Source organism: Candidatus Thermoplasmatota archaeon, assembly GCA_035541015.1.
Classification (GTDB): Archaea; Thermoplasmatota; SW-10-69-26; order JACQPN01; family JAIVGT01; genus DATLFM01.
Genome location: DATLFM010000010.1, coordinates 1 through 16,822, shown reverse-complemented (window position 1 = coordinate 16,822; position 16,822 = coordinate 1). Strand labels below are relative to the sequence as shown.

Below are 16,822 nucleotides of genomic sequence, written 5' to 3'. Positions count from 1 at the left end.
GGCCCTGAACGGCTCGAGGTGGCGGAAGCGTCGTCTTCATAGGCCCCTTGGCGCGTTGCCCACCGCCATGACGAAAGCGGCCCGGCGCGTGAAGATCGCGCCCTCGATCCTGTCGGCCGACTTCTCGCGTTTGGGCGAGGAGATCGCCCGCGTGGAGAAGGCCGGCGCCGACTGGCTGCACATCGACGTGATGGACGGCCGCTTCGTGCCCAACATCACGATGGGCCCGGTCGTGGTCTCGGCCATCCGCAAGGTGACGCGGCTGCACCTCGACTGCCACCTCATGATCGCGGAGCCCGAGCGCTACGTGGCCGACTTCGCGAAGGCCGGCGCCGACAGCCTCACGGTTCATGCCGAGGCGTGCCCGCATCTCCATCGCACCGTCCACCAGGTGAAGGAGGCGGGCATGAAGGCGGGTGTCGCCGTGAACCCCGGCTCGCCGCTTGCGCTTGCCGAGAGCGTCCTTGCGGATCTCGACCTCCTGCTCGTCATGAGCGTGAACCCCGGCTTTGGGGGACAGAAATTCATCCCTCTTGCCGTGGAGAAGACGCGGCGGGCCGCCGATCTCCTGCGCAAGGCGGGCCTCGACGTGGGCGGCCGCGTGGACCTTCAGGTCGACGGCGGCATCACGCCCGAGACGGCGTCGCCGTGCCGTGACGCCGGCGCGACGTGCCTTGTGGCCGGAACGAGCGTGTTTGGCCACTCGGGCGACCTTTCCACGCGCATGGCGGAGCTGCGGGGCGCGTGACGGTCCCAAGCGAGCTTGCGGGCGCGCCGCTTCTTGCCCTCACGGCCAACCAGTTCCTCCTCACGGCGCTCACGATCGCTTGGATCCTCGGATTCTTCGCGGGCCGCAGGCGGGGATGGGACTGGACGCGCTGCCTGGGCCTGTCGCTTGTGGTCTTCCCGTTTGCGCGCTTTGGGTTGAACGTGGTTCTCTCGATCGACCTTCTCTTCGAGCAAGGCCTCGTCCTCCCGGCGCTCACGCAGGCGCAGCTGTGGGGCTCGGTCTGGCGCTCGTTCCTCTACAATCTCGTCGTTCCCACGGCGGGCCTGCTCCTTGTGTTCCAAGGCGTGCCGCGACTGCAGCTTGGCGGCGACCCGCGGGGGGCGCTTGCGCGCATCCTCGCTCTCCTGCGCCTTCCGCGCCAAGGCTGGCGCCGTGACGCCCTCCACGGGCAGGCGCTCTTTGGCCTCGTGGCTGTCTTCTATCTTTTCTCAGTCCTCTTCCTGGCTACGACGCTGGGCCGCGCGCTCATGAACAACGACGAGTCGCGGGTGTTTGCCAACATCACGCCGCTTCTCATCCTGCTGCTCTCGCTTCTGGCCGGTGTGGGCGAGGAGTACCTCTTCCGCGGAGTCCTGCAGGAATGGCTCTTCACGAAGGTTCCCTGGCCCGTGGCGCTCCTTGCGCAGGCTGCGTTCTTCGGGCTCGTCCACGCAGGCTACGGGACGATCGCGCACGTCGTGGGACCGCTTGCTTTTGGCATCCTGGCCGGCCTCGTGGCCATGCGCCTGGGTCTTCTTGCGGCCGTGATCATCCACGCCGAGATCGACATCGCGTACTTCGTGCTGGGAAGCGGCGATCCGATCCTGCTTGCCGCGGGCACCCTGCTTGTCCTTGGCAGCGTGGCGGCCATCGTGGTGACACGAGCGGAATCGGTGCGGACGCTTCTCAGACCTCTTCCTTCATGGTCTGGAAAACCGTGGATGTGAGCGTCTTTCCCACGCCGGGGAACGGCCGGAGCCTCTCGAGCACCATGCGTCCGATGCTCTCGACGTCCTTGCCGCGAACCTTCACGAGGAGATCCCAATCGCCGCTGATGAGGTGCACCTCGTAGACGCCCTGGATCTCCGAGATCTTCTTGGCAAGCTCCCCCTGGCTGACACCTTGGCTTTGGTCGTGGCTGATGAACACGAAAGCCGTCGTGGCCTCCCCGATGCGCTCGTAGTTGGGCACGAGCGTGTACTTACGGATGGTCCCGTTGGATTCCATCTTTCCAATGCGGTCGTGCACCGTCGTGCGCGGCACGTTCGTGCGCTCGCTGATGGTCTTGGTCGTCTTCTTCGCGTTCTCACGCAGTTCGCGGAGAATGGCCAAGTCCTTCTCGTCGAGCATGGATTTCGTCAGCCGTCCGGCGATATATCACCTTTGCGTACGGACTCATGCCTTGACGTGAAGCGCGTCGGCTTGCGTCCGGAACCGGGTATCGGATTGCTCGTGTCGAAACCCTCACCGAAGCTTCAAATCGGTTCGCGCCGATGCGCGCGGCGTGCCCCAGACCACCACCGGCGCGCCCGTCGAGATCGGCGACGCCGAGTTCCCGGCCTTCGTCACGGACAACGACCTTGTCATCATCGACCTTTGGGCGCCCTGGTGCGGGCCCTGCAAGCGCATCGCCCCCATCCTGGAGGAGATCGCGCGGGAGAACCCGAAGGTCGTCGTCGGCAAGATCAACACGGACGAGCACCAGGACGTCGCCCGCAAGTACGGCGTGATGTCCATCCCAACCATGCTCTTCTTCAAGCGCGGACAATTGGTGGACCAGGTCGTCGGCGCCGTGCCGAAATCGGAAATCCTCCGGCGGATCGAGCCGCATGCCTGACGAATAGCCGACCGTTTTCCATCGGAAGCGGGGGTTCCGGCGGAGCGTGCGTTTCCGCGGTGCCATTGCTTCGACCGTTGCACCGAAAGGTCTTTTGACCGCCTGCCCGCTGCAAAGGCTCATGCTCGGGACCCAAAGCGCGGAGCCGTCGGTCGAGCCTCCGTGGAAGGCTCGACACGACGCTGAGCGCTTGGAAAACCTCGTTCGATCGGCCGCCCAGGAGATGGGAAGCTCCCTCACCGTTCTCCGCATCGAGACCGAACGCCTGGCGGCCGACTCGCCCGAAGCCGCCGAGCGCATCGAGCGGGCGCTTGCACGTCTCGAAGCGATCTGCCAAGCCTGCCGCGCCGCCGTGCCCGACCGTGGCGCATCAACGATGCTTTTGGGCTAGTCCGGACCAGGGCAACAGCCTTAATTCCGCCCTTCGTTTGGGGCGCGATGCCCCTGCTGGAGCGCAAGTGTCCCTACTGCGCGCACGGTCGCATCGTCTACGACAAGCGGCGCAACCGGATGGTCTGCAACGACTGCGCCGAGACCTTTTCGCCCTAGCGGCCGCACGGATCCGGCGGGCGGGCTGCGGCGCGGGCGCACGACGCATCGTCCCGCGTGCAAAAGGGAAGCGTTTTTCCCTACGCTCCCGATCGTCGCGGCGACGCGATGTCGGAATTGCTTTCCAGTCGAGACATCGAGCATCTCTTCCGGTTCGAGTACGATCGAATCAACGCTGGCACGTACGACGGCCGACTGCCGCCCTTTCCGGGCGTCCGGGTGGGCCGCGGCATCCGCCAGTACGGCTGCTGCCTGTCGAAGCGCCGGCGCGACGGCAGCTACGATCTCTTGGGCTTCCAGGTGACGCGCTACCTTGCGCGCCCGGAGGATCTTCTCGATACGATCTGGCACGAGATCGCGCACGCCGCGGCGATCGTCTTCGAGCGCCACACGGGGCACGGTCCGTCCTGGCGCCGCCACGCCGTCCGCTGCGGGGCCGATCCCGACCGGCCCGCCAAGCGCGGCCTTGCGCTGTCCATCCTTCCGCGCCTGGCCATCGCGACCGTCCGCTGCGCGGGCGCCTGCGGGTGGGTGCGCGACTACTTCCGCGTCGGTCCTGTCCTGCGCCAGCCGCGGCGATACAAGTGCATGCGGTGCGACGCGGGCATCACGGTCGCGTGGAACCGGGCGGACCGGGACTGATCGCGCTGCGGCGCCGAAGGCAACCTTTTTGCCTGGCGGGCTTCTCTTCCGCTTCGATGCGCATCCATCTCGTCGGCGCGCCGCTGGACCTCGGCCAGGAGCGCCGCGGGGTCGACATGGGCCCTTCGGCCATCCGCGCGGCGCGGCTCGAGCGCGCTCTTGAGGCCTTGGGCCACGAGGTGGAGGACGAGGGAAACATCCACGCGCCGGAGATGGAGACCAAGCGCGTGAAGGACGAGAAGCTGCGCTTCCTCGACGAGATCGTGCGCGCCTGCGAGACGCTTGCCAACCGCGTCGAGAAGTGCTGCAAGGAGGGCGCTTTCCCGCTCGTGCTGGGCGGCGACCACTCGATTGCCATGGGCACGATGGCCGGCCTCGTTCGCGCGCGGGGCCGTCACGGCATCATTTGGTTCGACGCGCACGGCGACTTCAACACGTACGAGACCACGCCGTCGGGCAACATCCACGGCATGCCGCTTTCCGCCTGCTGCGGCCTGGGCCACCCCAAGCTCGTGAACATCGGCGGCATCGCGCCCAAGGCGGCGCCCGAGAACGTCGCCCTCGTGGGCGTCCGCAACCTCGATCCGGGCGAGAGGAAGCTCCTGCAGGACGCCGGCGTGCACGTGTACACCATGCGCGAGCTCGACGAGCGGGGAATCCGAAGCGTCGTGAAGGACGCCATCAAGGTCACGACGGCCGGGACGCAGGGCGTGCACCTGAGCTTCGACACGGACGTCCTCGACCCGGCGATTGCGCCGGGCACGGGCACGCCCTGGCCCGGCGGCCTCACCTACCGCGAGGCGCACCTTGCGATGGAGATGCTCGGCGACGCGGAGATCGTGACGAGCGCCGAGATCGTCGAGGTGAATCCGCTCCTGGACACGCGGAACAAGACCGCGGAGCTCTCGGTGGATCTCCTCTCGTCGCTGTTTGGGAAGCGGATCCTCTAGGACCGCCCTCGTCCCCCCGCGAAACCTTCATAACGGAACCCCGGCTTCCCGGGCCCCGTAGGTGGATCATGGTCCAAACCAACCTTTGTCCGAAGTGCTACCAACGCTACCATTCCGACTCGCACCTCTGCAGCCCAAGCGCGCTCGACAAGGCCCGCCGCACTCGCCCGGTCACCCCCCCGAAGGGCAAGTAGGCCCACGGAAGCCGTGGCCACGGCCCCCGTACTTTTCCGGTACCTTTTCGTAGTCCATCCCCGCTCGCCTGCCCATGGCGGCTCATTGGCTCGACGCCCTGCAGTTCTGGGTCGGATACGAGCAGCAGATCGAGATGCTCGCGCTCTACGCCGTGGGCATCTCGGCCTACACGCTTGTCATCTACGGCCTCTACCAGAACATCTGCCGCAGGAGCCTCGTGGCCACGGACAAGGGCGAATGGAACGCGCGCAAGCGCCTGCGACGCGCGCTGCGCTTCCTCGTGCTGTTCCCCATCATGTCCTTCGCCTTCTTCCTCGCGCTTGCGATCTCGCTCTTCTTCCTCACGAAGACGGACGCGGCAGGCTTCGAGCTTGCCGCAAGCCGCATCCTCCTCGTCTCCATGGCCGTCGTGGCCGGCGTCCGCATCACGGCCTACGTGAACGAAGGCGCCAGTCATGACCTTGCGAAGATCCTGCCGCTGGGCCTCCTGGGCGTCGCGCTCGTGCAGGATGGCCTCCTCACCTTCGAGAGCTTCTTGCCGAAGATGGAGACGCTCTGGAGCTTCCGCGACACGATCGCGCGCTACTTCCTTGCCCTCGTGGCCCTTGAGATCGTGTTGCGGACGACCTACCACATCGCCGCGCGCCGGCGTGGTCCGCCCGTGGCCGAGTCCGAGAGCCGTGGGCGGGACGAGCGCTCGCGAGGGCCGCCCACGGAGGCCGACCGCCGCGCGGCTTCCGAGGCCAACGAACGGGCCGTCCTGGAGAAGCTCAAGTGAGCGCTCCGCCCTCCTGGCTCGCCTGGGAGCGGGCCTACGCGCGGGCCTCCTTTGGCGTGCGCCCGGGCGCCGGGGCTCGGTGGCTCTCGCCCCATCTCGCGCGTCTGCATCCGGACGCGCGCGTGCTCGACCTTGGCTGCGGCAACCGTCCCGCCACGCGCGAGGCGGGCGCCGACGCGATCCTGCTCGACGCTTCCGCGGCCGCCCTTGCGGCTGCCGTCGGGCCCCGGCGTCTCCGCGCCGACGCCTGCGCGCTCCCGTTCCGCGACGCCTGCGTCCAAGCGATCGTCGCCCGGCACGTCTTCGGGCATCTTCGCGAGGACGAGCGCAAGGCCGCGTCGGGGGAGTGCCGTCGCGTGCTGTCCTCCGACGGCAGGATGCTCGTCGAAGCCTTCGCGCGGGGGGACCTTCGCGATCCGGGCACCGGCGTTGCGGTGCGCCAGGAGCTGCGGACGGGCTACGCGAGCGCCACGGAGGTTGCGTCGTGGTTCCCGGGGTTCTCCCCCGTCGAGCTTCGGGAGGAGTCCGTCGAGACGCGGTACGGCGCGCGCCGCCGCGTGGTGGGCGCCTTCGCGCCCACGTAGCGGGCAAGCGTCCGGGCGTTTCGCACCGCGTGGCCGCCGCGATCGTTGTTGTAGAACACGAACGCTTCGATCCCCTCGTCCGCGCGGCGTCGGATCCATCGCGCGTCGGACCGCAAGAGGGCGTCGGGATACCCGCTCCGATACCGCTCGTGCGGGCCGTGCCGGCGCACGTACGCGAAGCGGCGCGGCGCGGGCGCGCGGACGACGGGACGGGACAGGTCTCGCGTGCGTTGGCCCGGCGCGAGCACTTCGATGGGCCAATCGGAAAGCACGGCTTCCGCGCGCGCTCGCTCGAGGGCCGCGTACACATCTGCGGAAAACCAGCTCGGGTGCCGGAACTCGAAGGCGTGGCGAAGATCCCGGGCCGCAGCCGGCATGGCCGCGAGGAACGATTCGAGCCGCGAAAGGTCCTTGGGAAGCTCCGGCGGCAGCTGCCACAGGACGCAGGCGAGCTTGTTCGCGAGGACGGCGGCGCGCTCGAAGAAGAAGGCAAGCCAGGCGTCGGGCTCTCGCAGCTTCTTCACGTGCGTGAGCATGCGGCTTCCCTTGAGGACGAAACGGAAGTCGTCGGGCGTCCGCTTTCGCCATTGCGCGAAGGTCCGCTCGTCGGGGAGCCGGTAGAACGTGACGTTCAGCTCGACGGCGTCGAACTCCTCCGCGTAGCGCTCGAGCCATCGGGACGCGGGAAGGCCTCGCGGATAGAGAACGTCGATCCAGTGACGGTAGGCGAAGCCCGACGCTCCGATCCATGCGTGCGCCATCGCCACCCCGGTCGTCGGCGCCAGCCTCGTCGGCCATTCCCTTGGTCGTTGCGACGAGCTTGTCCCAACGGGCGAGAGCCCGCCCGGCCCTAGCCAAGAGGCGAACGGGCGGTGACGTACGTCCACGTGGCCTCGAACGTGGGGCGGTCCGAAAAAACGCGTTCCACGGCGCGCCGCAACAGCGTCCGCCTCGCCCGCACGTCCTCGTCGGACGCGGGCTTTCCGTCGACCTTCTCGGAGCCGCCGACCCATCCCAGGATTCCTTCGTGGTAGACGTCCAGGAACTGCGCCCACTCGTCCACGCGAACGGTGACGGGCCTTCGTTCCACGGACTCGACGCGAAGGCCCGCCCCCTCCATCGCCAGACGGTACGCGGACAGCGGCCGCGGCGGCAGGAAGTACTTGCGGCGCAGCGCGAGGTACGCCGAGCGGCGCGAGGGATCGGCAAGCGTCGCGCGCCATCGCGCGTACGCCGCGTCCTCGCGGACGACCGACTCGGCCGCTCGCGCGACGGCCTCCACGGTCGCGTCGAGGGTCCACGATCCCTCGGCCCCGGCTTCCACCGGCACGTTTCCCGATTGGGCAAGCACGAGACCGCCTGGCCGCAGGCAGCGAGCCCAGGAGGCGACGGTGGCGTCGAGGTCGTAGTACAGGTGCATCGCGTTCGTCGAGACGATCGCCGCGACCTTCCCCACAAGTGGGCCAAGGACCTCGTGGAGGTACTGGAGCCGCTGCTGGCCGTGGTCCATGCGCAGGAGGCGGAAGGCCGCGCGAGGATCGTCGCGCCGCTTTTCCAGGGCAAGCCGGAGGAACTTCGCGGACGAGTCGACGTTCACGGCGCCGAAGGCCTCATCGCCGGCCGCGCGCAGCAGCCTCTCGAGGAACAATCCTGTCCCACACGAGTAGTCCACGAGCACGCCGCCGTCTCGCGCCAACGGCGCCGCAGCGGCCACGGTGGGCTCCAGGTTCGCGTACCAGCTGTGGCCCCCCAGCGCGTCGTAGCGGCGGGCGAACTCGTCCACGGGTGCGCGCGTCCACGGCTCGTCCGGGATGCGCGGGAAACCCTCGGGGAACGGGACGGCCATCGCTTCCGGCAGGCGCTCGCGCGGCATGAACCCGCCGCAAGCATCGTGCCGGGGTAGAGCCATCGCGTGGCGTGGAGACGACGTTTGCCTCGCTGTGCTCCGTGTGCGACGCCCTCGCGCGGGAGCCTTCTCGCCTCGCCAAGGCGCGCCGGGTCGCCGACTTCCTTCGCGGCCTTTCGCCCGCCGAGATCGCGCCGGCGGGGAACCTCCTCGTCGGGCGCCCCCTTTCTCCGACCGACGCCCGCGCGCTTGCGGTGGGGACGGCGGCGCTGCGCGAGCGTCGCGGACCCCTCCAAGCCACGCTTTCCGGGGAGCCCCTCACGGTGCTTGCCGTCTGGCGGGCCTTCGACGAACTCGCCAACGTCTCCGGGCCCGCGTCGCGGCGTCGCCGCGAGCGCGCGCTCGAAGGGCTGTTCGCCCGCGCCGACGAGCGCGAGCGGCCGTGGCTTTGGGCCATCCTGGGGGGCGAGATGCGGCACGGCGTCCACGACGGCATCGTGCTCGACGGCGTTCAGCTTGCCACGGGCTGCGACCGCTTGGTCCTCGATCGCGCGCACCAGCTGCTCGGCGACGTCGGCGAGGTGGCCCGCCTTGCCGTCGTGGAGGGCTGCGATGCGACCCGGCGCGTGGGACTTCGGCTCTTCGTTCCCGTCCGGCCCATGCTTGCCGTGGCCACCGCGGACCTCGCGGAGGCGCTTTCGGAGGGCACGCAGCGGTTTGCGCTCGAGGCCAAGCTCGACGGCGTCCGCCTGCAGCTGCATCGTCAGGGGCGCGCCTCGCGCGTCTTCACGCGGCGACTCACGGACGTGACGGCAAGCTTTCCCGAGGCCGTTTCCCTCGCGGAGCAGCTTTCCGCCGACGCGTTTGTCGTCGAGGGCGAGGCCGTGGCGCTTTCGCCCGACGGTCGTCCGCGCCCGTTCCAGGACCTCTCGCGCCGCACGGTGCGCCGGCACGGCGTGGAAACGACCGCCCGTGACGTTCCCGTCCGCGTGCACCTCTTCGACGCGCTGCGGATCGGCGAGGAGAGCCTTCTCGACCGCCCCTACGAGGAGCGCTTCGCCGCGCTTTTGGCAATCGCCCCGGCCGAGTCGCTCGTCCCGCACGCGCGCCCCCGCTCCTTCGGCGAGGCGGAGGCGTTCTATCGCGCAAGCCTCGCGGAGGGCCACGAAGGCGTCGTGGCAAAGCTCCTCGACGCGCCCTACGCGCCGGGCGTTCGCGGCGGCGCCTGGCGCAAGGTGAAGGCCGCGGCGACGCTTGACGCCGTCATCCTTGCGGCCGAGTGGGGATCCGGACGTCGGCGGGGGTGGCTTTCGAATTACCACCTGGGCGTTCGCGCGGCCGACGGCGCGTGGGCCATGGTGGGAAAGACGTACCAGGGACCCACCGACGCGCTCTTCGAAGAGCTCACGGAGCGCCTGGCCGCGATCGCCGTGACCGAGGAACCCTGGGGGGTCCGCGTCCGGCCGGAGATCGTCGTCGAGATCGAATACAACGACATCCAGCGCAGCCCCCGCTACGAGTCCGGCCACGCGCTTCGATTCGCGCGCATCGCCCGCCTACGAGACGACAAGCGGCCCGAGGAAGCATCCACCCTCGACGACGTGCGGACGTTGGCGCGCGCGGGCGGTTCGCCCGGCCGGGACGCCGCCCGCTTGGCCGAACGTCCCCGAGCCCCCGACGATTCCGCTATATAAGCCGGACTCGACCACCTAGAATCGTACCGGCGAGGATACCCCATGGCGCCCGAAACGCCCGCCTTCCTGCAATCCCTGGCGAACCAGACTCGGGACGCTTTCCTTGCCGTCTCCGACGACGGCCGCGTGCTGTGCTGGAGCCCGGGAGCCGAAACCCTCCTTGGCATTCCCAAGGAGCGCGCGGTGGGCCTGCCCATGCTGGATCTCTCCGTTCCGCCCGAACGGCGCGCCGAGACCCGCGACGCGCTCGCCACAGCCCTTGCCAACGGCGCCGCCGTGTACGAGTCGATCCGCCGCCGCGGCGACGGGACCACGCTTCCAGTCTCCATCTCCATGGTCGCCGTGGAGGACCCGGCGACGCGCCGACGCGTCGTTGCCATCCGCGAGCGGCCGTTGACGACAAGCCCGGATCCCCGCAAGCTCTCCGCCGCGCGCCTGTCGGCCCTCCTTGAGGGACTCGGCTGCGGCGTCCTGTTCGAGGACGACGCCGGACGCACGATCTACCTCAACGAGACGCTCGCAAAGACGCTGCGGCTCCAAGGTCCGCCCGGATCGCGCCTGGGCCGCCCCGCCGACGAAGCCTTCCGCGCCGCCCCGCTCGCCGATGCCCCGGCCTTCCACGCCGAGACGCAAGCCCTGCGCGCATCGCCCCGCCCCGTCACGGGCAAGACGTTCGCGCTCGCGGACGGCCGCGTGCTCGAGCGCGACTGCGTGCCCGTGCTCCTCGACGGCGCGCCGCACGGGCGCATCTGGCTCTACCGCGACGTCACGGAACGACACCGCGCCAACGCGCGAATCGAGGAGGCCGAGGCCACGCGCGAGCGCGCGCTTGCCGAGCGCGACGCGCTCGCGCGCGAGCTTGCGGACCGGCCCGCCGCTTCCACCGTCGCGCCGTTGGAGGACGAGCCCGCGACGGACCGCGCGCCCGACGACGAGCTCGCCCGCCGATGGGAGCACGCCGAGCAGGCGCTCGTCATCGCCAGCCGAGAACGGGACGAGGCCCTTGCGCTTGCTTGCGCGCACGAAGCCTCGCTCGTTGCGGCCCGGCAGGAAGCCGAGCGGGCCAAGGAGACGGCCGCGCGGCTTGTCCGCGAGCTCGAAACGGCCCGCGTCACGGCCACGACCGATTCGATCGTCGCCGAACGCGAGGCGCTTGCCGCGCGCCTGGCCGACGCCTCCGCCCGCGAGGCGGCCCAACGCGCCACGATCGACGACCTCTCCCGCCGCTTCGAGGAGGCCTGCGAGCGGCTCGCCCGGCAGGACGAAAGCCTGGCCGACCTGCGCAAGCGCGACTCCGACCTTCAAGCAAAGTTGCTCGCCACGACCGCGGAAACCGAGGGATTCTCTCGCCGGCTCGCCGAGGCGCACGCCGAGCGTCAGGCCCTCGCAAGCGAGCGCGACACCCTTGCGCGGCAACTTGCGCAGGCCGAGCATCAAGCACGGGAAGCCGAAGCCGCCCAAGCGGCGCTTTCCGGCGAGCGCGACGCCTTCCACCTCCGATGCGAGCGTCTCGCCTTTGCCCTGGAAGGGGAGCGCCTTGCTCGACTCGACGCGCATCGCCGCGCCGCCGACGCGAAAGCCCTCCTCGCCGAGGTGGCGCGCGGCCGCGAGGAGATCGAGCGTCAGCGAGACGAAACGCACGCGCGTTGGATGGACGTAGCCGCGCGCGCGACGTCGCTTGCCGCCGACCGGGAGACGCTTTCGGCTCGCGCGGTCGAAACGGCCCGCGAACGCGACGGCTTGGCTCGCGAACGGGACGACCTCCTGCTGCGCGTCTCCGAAGAGCTCGAGCTTCGCCGCGCGGCCGAGAACGCCGCGGCGCAGGCGCTCGAACGCCTGGGCATGCTGGCCCACGAGCGCGACGAGCAAAACCGGACCCTTTCCGATCTTTCCACGCGCGCGGCGGAACTCTCCGCGCGCCTCGACGCCGAAGGCCACGCGCGGAAGCGGGCCGAGACCCTTCGCGACGAGACGGCGGCGCACGCCGAGCGGCTTGCGGCCTCCCTCGCCGAGCGCGAACGGGATCTTGGCGAGGCCCGCCGCCGTGGCGAGGCACTCGCCTCCGAGCGCGACGCGCTCCGCGCCGACCGGGACGCGGTCACGGCGGAACTCTCGCAAACCGCCCTCGCGCTCGACCGCGCGCGCGTCGCGCTCGCGCAGGCTGCCCAGGCGCACGCTCGCGAGTCGTCGGCGCGCGAAACCCTCGCGCGGGAGCTCGACGTCGCCCACGCGGAGGTCCAAGCGCTCTCCGGCAAGCTCGCCGCCGCCACCGAACGCGCGGCGCAGGCCCACGCCGAGACGCAACGGTGGGAAGCCGCCTGCATCGCCGCCGCCGACGAGCGGGAGCACGCGCGCGGCAAGCTCGCCTTGCACGTCGAAACGGAGCGCCGGTTGCGCGAAGAGCTCGCGGACCGGCACGAGCGCATCGAGGCCCTTTCCGCCGCGGGCCGCTCCCAATCCGCCGAGATCGCGAGTCGGCAGGAGCTCCTCGAGCAGGCACGCGAGCGCCTGGCCGAATCCGCGTTGCGCTGCGAGCGCCTCGAAGCGGAGCTCGCGCAGGCGCGCGACCACGCCGCCCACGCCGCCGACGCGCGCTCGCGCGTCGAGGCCGCCCTGGCCGAACGATCGCAATCCTTGTCCGCGGCCCTCGCCCGCGCGCGCGAGCTCGAAAAGGACGTTGCAAGCGCCCGCAAGCAGGCGGAGACCCAACGGAGCGAGCGTGCGCGCGCGGAGGGCGCGCGCGACGAGATGGCCCGCGCCCGCGAGGCGCTCTCGGCCGAGCTTTCGAACCTCCGGCGCGAAGCCGGAGGCCTTCGCGAGGAATTGCGCACCGAGCGCGCCGCCCGCGAGGGGCTCGAGGCCCGCGTGGCGGAGGCCACGCGCGCGCTCGACGAGCTTCGCACGGCCGCCGATCGCGCGCGCGAAGACCTGGCGCGCGCCGAAGGCCGGCTGGAGGAGGAGTCGACCCGACGCGCGGCCGCCGACGACCTCCTCGCAAGCGTTCGCGCGGCCGTCGACGAGCACCTGGGAGCCGGTTCGGACGGGAAGGACGAGACGCCGCCGGCGCGCGACGAGTATGGGACCGGCCTCAACTAGGGGCGCTACTCGATCGGGCGTCGAACGACCGCGTGCATCGACAAGCGGAAAGCTTCGAAACCCGCTCGTCGTTGGCGAGGCCATGGGCATGATGCGTTCGACGCGGGAGACAAAGGAGCGGTCCGCCGTGCGCGGCGAGCCCACGCAGGACGAGGTCCGCAAGCGCGCGTTTGAGATCTACGTCCGCCGCGGCCGGCAGCCGGGGCGCGAGAAGGACGACTGGGCGCAGGCGGAGCGGGAGCTTCGCGAGGAGCGCCAAGGCGCGCGCTAGCCCCGCTGCGATGAATGTTCATCGCACGCGGACGGGGTCGGGAAAGTCGCGGTAGAGCGCGGAGCGGAAGTTCGTCACGTTCGCGTAGACGGCCGCGTGGAGCTTCTCCGTCTCGCCCGCGCGCGCGGCGGCCGCGGAGAAGGCGGCGTCGAGCTGCGCGAGGTCTCGCGTCTCGATTGCGATGTGGAACTCGCCAAGCTCGCGGGGCCCAAGGCCAAGCTTCCGCCGCTGCAGGCGCCAGCCCTCGAGCAAGCCCTGCTTCTGCAGGTGGCCGAGGTAGGCGTCGACGGCTTGCGCGAACTCGAGGTCGCGGTGGGAGTTCTTCAGGTCGACCCAGATGTGGTAGGTGTCCACGCGACGGCAAGCCGCGCGGGGGGACTTGAGGCTGACGGCGCCGGGGTGGCTTCGCGCGGGGTCCGCGGCGTGCCGAGCTCCCGCACGACGCGGGGAAGCTCGTCGATGCGCGAGAGCTCGAAGTGAGGCTCGTCCTCGGGTCGCGTGGAGGCGAAGCGCGGCTGCGTTCCGTAGGCGGCCTGCGCGGTCCAGAGCCCAAGCGCGCGGGCGGGGCGCACGTCGCGGGCCGGGTGGTCCCCCACCATGAGCACCGCGGACGGGGGGTGATGGAGGCGGGCGAGGAGCTGTCGGTAGGGTTGGTCGTCGGCCTTGCCCTGGAGCGTGTCGTCGCGCGTGACGACGAGGTCGAAGAACGGGAGCAGGCGCAGCCGCGACAGCCGCGCGAGGGCCTTCTCGCGGGGAGCGTCCGTCACGATCGCAAGGAGCAGGCCCTCGCGCACGAGCTCCACGAGCGTGCGCGCGGTCCGGGGGTAGGGTTCGAGGTGGGCGTCCTTGGCCCGAAGGTAGGCGACGATGCCGGCTTCAAGAAGCGTCGGATCGGCGGCGCCGCACGTGTTTTCGAGGAAGGCGCGGAAGCCCCGGTCGCCATCGAGGCCGGCCTCCTCGTAGGCCCGCCAGAGCGTTTCGGTGGCAAGCGCGGGTGGGAGATCGAGGCCGGCGTCCACCATGGCCAACGCCGCCGCTTCCGCCGCCAGGCGCTTGTACCGGAGGAAATCGACGAGCGTGGAGTCGAGGTCGAAGGCGACGGCGCGGAGGGTCATGGTTCCAAGCAGAGGAAGGCTCTTGGCCCATGAGAGCCTACGGTCGGATCGTTCGATTGGGCATCGAACGATCATACGGCGGCGTCAAGCCGCCGCTGTGCGGTGCCCGGTCGGGAAGGTCCCATGACAGTCGTGCTCGCGACGGTCGGATTCCACCCGGAGAAGGTGCTGCCCGCGCTGCGGTCGCACGAGGACAAGGAGGCGCTCGTACTTTTTCACGACACGGACGCCGACGGCAAGAGCAAGCGCGCCGCGCGGGCGGCTCGCGAGGACGCGCGCAGGCTCGGACTCGAGGCGGAGCTCGTGGCCGTCGACGCGTTCGATCTTGTCGCCACCTGCCTTCGCCTCCGGCGGGAGATTCGAAAACGGAGCGCCGCCAGGCGCGAGGTCGTCGTGAGCATCGCCGGCGGCACGCGCGTGCTGCAGGCCGCAGCACTCCTGGCCGGCGTGCTCGAAGGCGTGCGCGTGACGCACGTGAACGAGCGCACGAACGTCGCCCAATCCCTGCCGCTTCTTCGACTCTCCGCCGCGGAGATCCTTTCGCCCAAGCGACGCCGCGTCCTCCTCTTCGTCCGCGATCGTCCCGGTTGCCAGGCGCGCGACATCGCGCAGGGCCTCTCCCTTGCCAAGGGGACGGTAAGCCACCACGTCCGCGAGCTTCGCAGGCGCGGCCTCGTCGAAGGGGAGCCCGATCCCGACGACAGCCGCTCCGAACGCCTTCGCGCCGTGCCGAGCGCCGAGCTTCTCCTGGCGGAATGACCGTGCGCACCCTCGTCGTCGTGGCCGCCGCCAAGGACGATCTTGCAGCCCCGCGACGAAAGCTCGGGTACGACCGCCTCGCGCTCGTGGCGCCGGAGGGTCGCGGCCGGGCGCTTGCGTCGGCCCTGGGCGAGGAGGCCACGGTCCTCGAGGTCCCGCCCGACGACGTGCTCGGGTGCCTCCGGGCGATGGAGGGGCTCTTGGCAGGATTGCCCGACTCGACGCGCGTGGCCGTGGACGGCGGCACCGGCGCCATGAGCCTTGGCGCCGTGCTCGCGTGCCTCTCGCGCGGCGTCGAGGCCTGGTTCCTCGAGCACAAGCCCGTGTGCCTGCCGGTCCTTCGCGCGATGCCCGTGGCCGGTCGGTTCGGCGGCGACGAGCTTGCGGTCCTTGCCGCCCTCGACGGGCGGCGCGCGCACGGGGATCTGGCGCGGCGGGCCGGATTGCCGCTTGCGCGCGCCAGGGCGGCGATGCTCTCGCTGCGGCGGCATGGCGCGCTTGGAAGCGACGCTACGCAAGCGTGGCCGACCGACCTTGGCTCCTACTATCGGAAGGCCCTCGTGGAGAAGCCCGACTAGGGAAAGGACCGCGAGGCGGCGGGGACCTCTTCGGCCGCCGGAACCGACCCGCCGGCGAGCGGATGCGCGCCGCATTGGATGCAGAAAGCAAAGCCCGCGTCCAGCCGTGCCGAGCATTCGACGCAGCGGGGCCCCTCGGTCTTGCCCTTCGCCGCGCCGGCGGCCGAGAAGGACAGGAGCAGCAGGAGCCACATCGCAAAGCCGAGGACGAGGCCCATCGGGAGGACGACGGCGGCCACGACGAGGAACATGACGAGCACCGCGCCCATCGTGCCGTAGACGAACCGCGGATTCACCGGGGGCGCAAGCGCGGGCTGCGGCATGGTCGACGATCTTCGAGGTAGGATGGATCAATTTTAGGTTTGCGAGACAATTTGTGGTGAGTACGCAAACGTTGAAGAGGAGACCCCGCTCGCCTTGCGTCAGGCGAGCCGCCGCTGGCGTCCGTCCCCTTGGACGGTCGGGCGCCGAGTCCTCGCCGCGGGCCGCTTGCGGGCGCGCCGCGCGCGGGGAACCGCGCCTTCGGCCTTCTCGCCCGCCGCCTCGGCCATCGCCTTGAGCGAGGCGATCTCCTCCTCCAGGATGGCGATGAGCTTTCGGCGCTGCGAGGCGGACTGGAAGGCTGCGCTCCACGTGCTCCACGCGGTCGCCGCGGCGCGTTTGTGCGCGAGCTTGTACTTCACGCCCTCCATCTCCGTCTCGTACGTGTTGGCGTCGAGCTTCTTCACGCGCTGGTGCGCGAGGACGTACCAATGGTACTCCGTTCCCACGGGCGCGCCGGACCCTGTGGGCGCCTTGCCGCGCCGCCGCTTGGTGGCCGCGTAGTGGATCGACCACTTGTCCGGCGTGACTTTGCGTTCCTTCCACGCGCCCTCCCCGTACATCCAGTTGTGCACGCCGCCCACGCGCATCCCCGTGTACGCGCGGCCGCCGAACTCCTTCCGGACGTTGTACGACGCCGACGGGTCGGACGGCTCGACGGGCGTGCGGTCGGAACGACGGGCGGCCATGCGGAACGCTCGCCTCGCCGGCACTTACGCCTTTTGCGACAACGCGCGGTGCCTAGCGCCGCACGGACGCGCCGTGCTTCACGAAGGTTCCCTCGTGGAACTCCGTGATGGCCTGCTGCAGCTCCCGCCGGTCGTTCATCACGATCGGG

The 16,822-nt window shown here is 70.3% G+C and carries 19 protein-coding genes and 1 pseudogene; 13 read left to right on the top strand and 7 right to left on the bottom strand.

Features of this window, described 5'->3' with window-relative positions:
• Window positions 1-67: 67 nt before the first annotated feature.
• Together rpe and VM681_00815 are read left to right on the top strand one after the other, a co-directional pair.
• Window positions 68-748, top strand: coding sequence for a ribulose-phosphate 3-epimerase (rpe, locus tag VM681_00820; GenBank protein HVL86538.1), 681 nt, complete (start codon window positions 68-70; stop codon window positions 746-748).
• Complete coding sequence (locus tag VM681_00815; protein ID HVL86537.1) at window positions 745-1,716, top strand: CPBP family intramembrane glutamic endopeptidase; 972 nt, start codon at window positions 745-747, stop codon at window positions 1,714-1,716. The genes rpe and VM681_00815 overlap by 4 nt, the downstream gene beginning before the upstream one ends.
• Here the strand turns inward: VM681_00815 and VM681_00810 are convergent.
• Complete coding sequence (locus VM681_00810; GenBank protein ID HVL86536.1) at window positions 1,676-2,119, bottom strand: Lrp/AsnC family transcriptional regulator; 444 nt, start codon at window positions 2,117-2,119, stop codon at window positions 1,676-1,678. The two genes, VM681_00815 and VM681_00810, sit on opposite strands and share 41 nt — an antisense overlap.
• A gap of 154 nt (window positions 2,120-2,273) precedes the next feature.
• On the opposite strand from VM681_00810, the gene trxA reads away from it, so the two are divergent.
• The 6 genes and pseudogenes from trxA to VM681_00780 all read left to right on the top strand — a co-directional run bounded on the left by trxA (window position 2,274) and on the right by VM681_00780 (window position 6,091).
• Window positions 2,274-2,606: a thioredoxin gene (gene trxA, locus VM681_00805; GenBank protein HVL86535.1), complete on the top strand. Its 333-nt coding sequence runs from the start codon at window positions 2,274-2,276 to the stop codon at window positions 2,604-2,606.
• A 121-nt stretch (window positions 2,607-2,727) separates the two neighbouring features.
• The gene (locus VM681_00800) at window positions 2,728-2,997 is read left to right on the top strand and encodes a hypothetical protein (GenBank protein HVL86534.1); all 270 of its coding nucleotides are present in this window, start codon (window positions 2,728-2,730) and stop codon (window positions 2,995-2,997) included.
• A gap of 266 nt (window positions 2,998-3,263) precedes the next feature.
• Window positions 3,264-3,797: a SprT-like domain-containing protein gene (locus VM681_00795; protein HVL86533.1), complete on the top strand. Its 534-nt coding sequence runs from the start codon at window positions 3,264-3,266 to the stop codon at window positions 3,795-3,797.
• Between the two features lie 56 nt (window positions 3,798-3,853).
• Window positions 3,854-4,747, top strand: a complete 894-nt coding sequence (gene rocF, locus VM681_00790) for an arginase (protein ID HVL86532.1) — start codon at window positions 3,854-3,856, stop codon at window positions 4,745-4,747.
• A gap of 268 nt (window positions 4,748-5,015) precedes the next feature.
• A complete protein-coding gene (locus VM681_00785) occupies window positions 5,016-5,720 on the top strand; it encodes a hypothetical protein (GenBank protein ID HVL86531.1) in 705 nt (234 codons plus the stop codon).
• Window positions 5,717-6,091 (top strand): annotated as a pseudogene (locus VM681_00780) (methyltransferase domain-containing protein). Before VM681_00785 ends, VM681_00780 begins: the two are co-directional and overlap by 4 nt.
• An 86-nt stretch (window positions 6,092-6,177) precedes the next feature.
• Here the strand turns inward: VM681_00780 and VM681_00775 are convergent.
• Both VM681_00775 and VM681_00770 read right to left on the bottom strand, forming a co-directional pair.
• Entirely contained in the window at window positions 6,178-7,065 is an 888-nt protein-coding gene (locus VM681_00775) for a DUF72 domain-containing protein (GenBank protein ID HVL86530.1), read from the bottom strand.
• Between the two features lie 89 nt (window positions 7,066-7,154).
• Window positions 7,155-8,150, bottom strand: coding sequence for a class I SAM-dependent methyltransferase (locus tag VM681_00770; GenBank protein HVL86529.1), 996 nt, complete (start codon window positions 8,148-8,150; stop codon window positions 7,155-7,157).
• A gap of 71 nt (window positions 8,151-8,221) precedes the next feature.
• Between VM681_00770 and VM681_00765 the strand changes: the two genes are divergently transcribed.
• From VM681_00765 to VM681_00755, 3 genes are all read left to right on the top strand, one after another.
• The gene (locus tag VM681_00765; protein HVL86528.1) at window positions 8,222-9,844 is read left to right on the top strand and encodes an ATP-dependent DNA ligase; all 1,623 of its coding nucleotides are present in this window, start codon (window positions 8,222-8,224) and stop codon (window positions 9,842-9,844) included.
• Between the two features lie 42 nt (window positions 9,845-9,886).
• Entirely contained in the window at window positions 9,887-12,940 is a 3,054-nt protein-coding gene (locus VM681_00760; GenBank protein ID HVL86527.1) for a PAS domain-containing protein, read from the top strand.
• Window positions 12,941-13,022: 82 nt separating this feature from the next.
• Window positions 13,023-13,211 carry a DUF2934 domain-containing protein gene (locus tag VM681_00755; GenBank protein HVL86526.1) on the top strand — a complete coding sequence of 63 codons (189 nt, stop codon included), beginning with the start codon at window positions 13,023-13,025 and terminating at the stop codon, window positions 13,209-13,211.
• 18 nt (window positions 13,212-13,229) lie between these two features.
• On the opposite strand, the gene VM681_00750 is transcribed toward VM681_00755, so the two are convergent.
• Together VM681_00750 and VM681_00745 are read right to left on the bottom strand one after the other, a co-directional pair.
• Window positions 13,230-13,565 carry a DUF6614 family protein gene (locus tag VM681_00750; protein HVL86525.1) on the bottom strand — a complete coding sequence of 112 codons (336 nt, stop codon included), beginning with the start codon at window positions 13,563-13,565 and terminating at the stop codon, window positions 13,230-13,232.
• A complete protein-coding gene (locus VM681_00745) occupies window positions 13,535-14,326 on the bottom strand; it encodes an HAD-IA family hydrolase (protein ID HVL86524.1) in 792 nt (263 codons plus the stop codon). The genes VM681_00750 and VM681_00745 overlap by 31 nt, the downstream gene beginning before the upstream one ends.
• 123 nt (window positions 14,327-14,449) lie before the next feature.
• Between VM681_00745 and VM681_00740 the strand changes: the two genes are divergently transcribed.
• Both VM681_00740 and VM681_00735 read left to right on the top strand, forming a co-directional pair.
• Window positions 14,450-15,085 carry a MarR family transcriptional regulator gene (locus VM681_00740; GenBank protein HVL86523.1) on the top strand — a complete coding sequence of 212 codons (636 nt, stop codon included), beginning with the start codon at window positions 14,450-14,452 and terminating at the stop codon, window positions 15,083-15,085.
• A gap of 2 nt (window positions 15,086-15,087) precedes the next feature.
• Entirely contained in the window at window positions 15,088-15,663 is a 576-nt protein-coding gene (locus tag VM681_00735; GenBank protein ID HVL86522.1) for a hypothetical protein, read from the top strand.
• Here VM681_00735 and VM681_00730 read toward each other — a convergent pair.
• Together VM681_00730 and VM681_00725 are read right to left on the bottom strand one after the other, a co-directional pair.
• Window positions 15,660-15,986: a hypothetical protein gene (locus VM681_00730; GenBank protein ID HVL86521.1), complete on the bottom strand. Its 327-nt coding sequence runs from the start codon at window positions 15,984-15,986 to the stop codon at window positions 15,660-15,662. The two genes, VM681_00735 and VM681_00730, sit on opposite strands and share 4 nt — an antisense overlap.
• A 99-nt stretch (window positions 15,987-16,085) precedes the next feature.
• Window positions 16,086-16,673, bottom strand: coding sequence for a hypothetical protein (locus tag VM681_00725; protein ID HVL86520.1), 588 nt, complete (start codon window positions 16,671-16,673; stop codon window positions 16,086-16,088).
• Window positions 16,674-16,822 lie beyond the last annotated feature (149 nt).

What these genes read in the sequence shown, in the direction of transcription:
- VM681_00800 (HVL86534.1), top strand. Translation starts at nt 2,728, where the DNA reads ATGCTCGGGACCCAAAGCGCGGAGCCGTCGGTCGAGCCTCCGTGGAAG.
- VM681_00775 (HVL86530.1), bottom strand. Translation starts at nt 7,065, where the DNA reads ATGGCGCACGCATGGATCGGAGCGTCGGGCTTCGCCTACCGTCACTGG.
- rpe (HVL86538.1), top strand. Translation starts at nt 68, where the DNA reads ATGACGAAAGCGGCCCGGCGCGTGAAGATCGCGCCCTCGATCCTGTCG.
- VM681_00760 (HVL86527.1), top strand. Translation starts at nt 9,887, where the DNA reads ATGGCGCCCGAAACGCCCGCCTTCCTGCAATCCCTGGCGAACCAGACT.
- VM681_00730 (HVL86521.1), bottom strand. Translation starts at nt 15,986, where the DNA reads ATGCCGCAGCCCGCGCTTGCGCCCCCGGTGAATCCGCGGTTCGTCTAC.
- VM681_00770 (HVL86529.1), bottom strand. Translation starts at nt 8,150, where the DNA reads ATGGCCGTCCCGTTCCCCGAGGGTTTCCCGCGCATCCCGGACGAGCCG.
- VM681_00810 (HVL86536.1), bottom strand. Translation starts at nt 2,119, where the DNA reads ATGCTCGACGAGAAGGACTTGGCCATTCTCCGCGAACTGCGTGAGAAC.
- VM681_00740 (HVL86523.1), top strand. Translation starts at nt 14,450, where the DNA reads ATGACAGTCGTGCTCGCGACGGTCGGATTCCACCCGGAGAAGGTGCTG.
- VM681_00795 (HVL86533.1), top strand. Translation starts at nt 3,264, where the DNA reads ATGTCGGAATTGCTTTCCAGTCGAGACATCGAGCATCTCTTCCGGTTC.
- VM681_00725 (HVL86520.1), bottom strand. Translation starts at nt 16,673, where the DNA reads ATGGCCGCCCGTCGTTCCGACCGCACGCCCGTCGAGCCGTCCGACCCG.
- rocF (HVL86532.1), top strand. Translation starts at nt 3,854, where the DNA reads ATGCGCATCCATCTCGTCGGCGCGCCGCTGGACCTCGGCCAGGAGCGC.
- VM681_00785 (HVL86531.1), top strand. Translation starts at nt 5,016, where the DNA reads ATGGCGGCTCATTGGCTCGACGCCCTGCAGTTCTGGGTCGGATACGAG.
- VM681_00755 (HVL86526.1), top strand. Translation starts at nt 13,023, where the DNA reads ATGGGCATGATGCGTTCGACGCGGGAGACAAAGGAGCGGTCCGCCGTG.
- VM681_00745 (HVL86524.1), bottom strand. Translation starts at nt 14,326, where the DNA reads ATGACCCTCCGCGCCGTCGCCTTCGACCTCGACTCCACGCTCGTCGAT.